Here is a 2,348-nt window from a genome sequence, read left to right on the forward strand (position 1 = left end):
CGGTTGTCCGAGCGTGCCGCGACCCGGCGCAGCACCTCGGGGACCTCCGTTTCCATCGTCGTATTGGAACTCGGCACCAACAGACCCACACGGTGAGTGGTCATGGCTTTTCATCTTTCGGAAGCGATTCAGAAGAGATACGGGTACGCGACGGCGGCCGTCGTGTTTGCGGTCACCCGCTCGGCGGCGGCCGCCGTCCTGGAACCTTGTGGCTAGCTACTCCTCAGCCGACGGGCGTGTGCAGCCCACGGTTCTGCAGCCACTCCAGAAGGACCGTGGACACCTCTTCCAGCTTTTCGGGCTGGTTGCGCAGGTAGTGGTTGGCGCCCACGAGGTGGTGCCGGCTGACCTCGCCGGCGAGGCTTTCGGCGATGATGTCGATGACGAGCAGCCGGAAGCCCGCCCACGACCAGCCGTACTGCCGGTGATAGGCGTCCGACCTCGTCGCAAGCTGCATGTACGTGCGGATCAGGTTCACCGAGAAGTGCATGCGAACGAAGCCCTCGTCGTCCACCAGGCCCGCCTGCCGATGCTTCTCGATGAGGTGCTCGGCCGTTCGCGTCTGGTCGCTTGACGTCATGGTGATCACGTTTCTGTCTCAGGGGTCATGGGGGGACAGGATCACGCGCGCCGCACTCTCCTGCCCCTGCGTGATTTTCCCTCACCACACGACGGTAAAGGCCCCGGCGTGGGTCGCTGGGGCCCATGGCCTGCTCTTCAAGGAACGGCAGGCCGACATTCACCCCCTTGTTGATCAGTGCGCTGTTCGCCGCGTGGCGGAGGTACGACAGCAGGGGCAGGCTGCCGGCGGCCCGGCGGGCCGCGTCCCCAGCCCGACGTCGACACGCTCTGGAACTGCGAGTCGGACAACGTGGCGCCCAGGTTCCAGGAGTTGTACGAGGCGTCCGTCAGGCTCAGGTTCGACGTCAACGTGCCGGTGTAGGCAAGGTTGTTGCGCGGCTTGCCCCGGCCGACGGCCGCCCCGCCGGCGTCGACGCCCAGCCTGTTGAAGTCAGGGTTGTGTCCGTAACCGGCGTTGTTGAAGTAGTCGTTGGCGACTGGGTGGTGGTTGGCATAGAAGCCCGCCGCTCTGTCCAGGAAGGCACGGTGTCCATCGGCAGCGAGAGCGGGATGCCGTGCTCGCGAGCCTTGGCGGTGGGCGGATGCCCCTGCCCGGCGTTGAGCTCGCTCTCCGCCGAGATCGACAGGTGGGCGCCGCTGTCGGCGATGCACCGATAGGCGCCGTCACTCAGCGTGCTGCCATGGACCAGCACCGTCGACGGCGACAACCCGGCGTTGTCGTGGAGGAAATGGATCTGTTCGTCGCCGCGCATCCCGAACAACCGGCGTGGTGGCCGACCCGCAGGTCCCGGTCGCGGGCGAAGTCCAGGGCCGCCCGTCCTCGGCGCGGGTCATGCACTCGGCCGGACGGTACTTCGCGGGCCTCGCGGAGGGGCAGCGGTGGGTTCACTTCGATCTCAAGTGCCCCACCGACAAGGAGGTTGCCGGTCGCCGCGGGCGAGACGGGGACGAAGCATTCTCCATAGCGGAAGTACCTCCGGGCTTGTTCCGAGGCCAAGTCCGGGCCGCATAGCCTGCGAGCAACGAGCAGCAAACAGCGCGGCCTTGCGCACCATGCGTTGCCGGCGCCGAGCCGACCGCGTTTCGCGACAGCCGGGCGGCATCGATCTCCCGCAATCCAACTCCAATACCTCGACGGCGAGTCGATACGGCTCGCCGACGTGTTCCGCATGTGGCTTTTGCCGCTGCGGCTCCACCCACACGAAGAAAGGCGACGTGAGATGGCCACGATCGTTCAAGAGGTTCCCGTGAACAAGCCCGGCCAGGCTCCGCTCTCCCGAGAGGACGTATGGGGCGCCCTTGAGATCAAGGCGCGGAACGCCCCGAGGTTCGTCAAGGCCATCGACACGTGTGTCGTGCTCGAAGAGGGCGACAACTGGCTGACTCGCGAGATCACCGGCATGGGTGAGCGTCACATCGAGCGAGTGACCTTCACACCGCAGCGGGTGGTGCGATTCGACCGCTCCGAGGGCAACACGACCGGTTACATCACCAACGAGATCCAGGATACGGACTCCGGCCTGGTGCTCCGGTTCAGGATCGAGCTCACGCGCAACGACCTGGAGGCCGGCAGCGAGGAGGAGCGGGCCTACTTCGAGGGCATCAGGGCTGCCTACGTCGACGCCGTGGAGTCGACGCTCGAAGCGACGCGGGTGCTCCTGTCGGACGTGAAGAAGACCGGGTGACGGAAAACTGCCCGTTGCGCGCGGGGCCCCCCCCCCCGCACCCCGCCCCCCGGGGGACCGCCCCCCCGCGCCGGGGGCCCA

At 67.0% G+C, this 2,348-nt stretch carries 3 protein-coding genes; 1 reads left to right on the forward strand and 2 read right to left on the reverse strand.

Annotation, left to right across the window (positions count from 1 at the left end):
• Positions 1–223 precede the first annotated feature (223 nt).
• Both ACIRF9_RS52560 and ACIRF9_RS52565 read right to left on the reverse strand, forming a co-directional pair.
• Complete coding sequence (locus ACIRF9_RS52560; protein WP_403837779.1) at positions 224–580, reverse strand: hypothetical protein; 357 nt, start codon at positions 578–580, stop codon at positions 224–226.
• A gap of 346 nt (positions 581–926) precedes the next feature.
• Positions 927–1,334: a hypothetical protein gene (locus ACIRF9_RS52565; protein WP_403837781.1), complete on the reverse strand. Its 408-nt coding sequence runs from the start codon at positions 1,332–1,334 to the stop codon at positions 927–929.
• A gap of 468 nt (positions 1,335–1,802) precedes the next feature.
• Between ACIRF9_RS52565 and ACIRF9_RS52570 the strand changes: the two genes are divergently transcribed.
• Positions 1,803–2,267 (forward strand): SRPBCC family protein, encoded by a 465-nt coding sequence (locus ACIRF9_RS52570; protein WP_403837783.1) that lies wholly within the window; start codon positions 1,803–1,805, stop codon positions 2,265–2,267.
• Positions 2,268–2,348: the final 81 nt, after the last annotated feature.

Source organism: Streptomyces sp. NPDC096132 (genome assembly GCF_044763345.1).
Classification (GTDB): Bacteria; Actinomycetota; Actinomycetes; order Streptomycetales; family Streptomycetaceae; genus Streptomyces.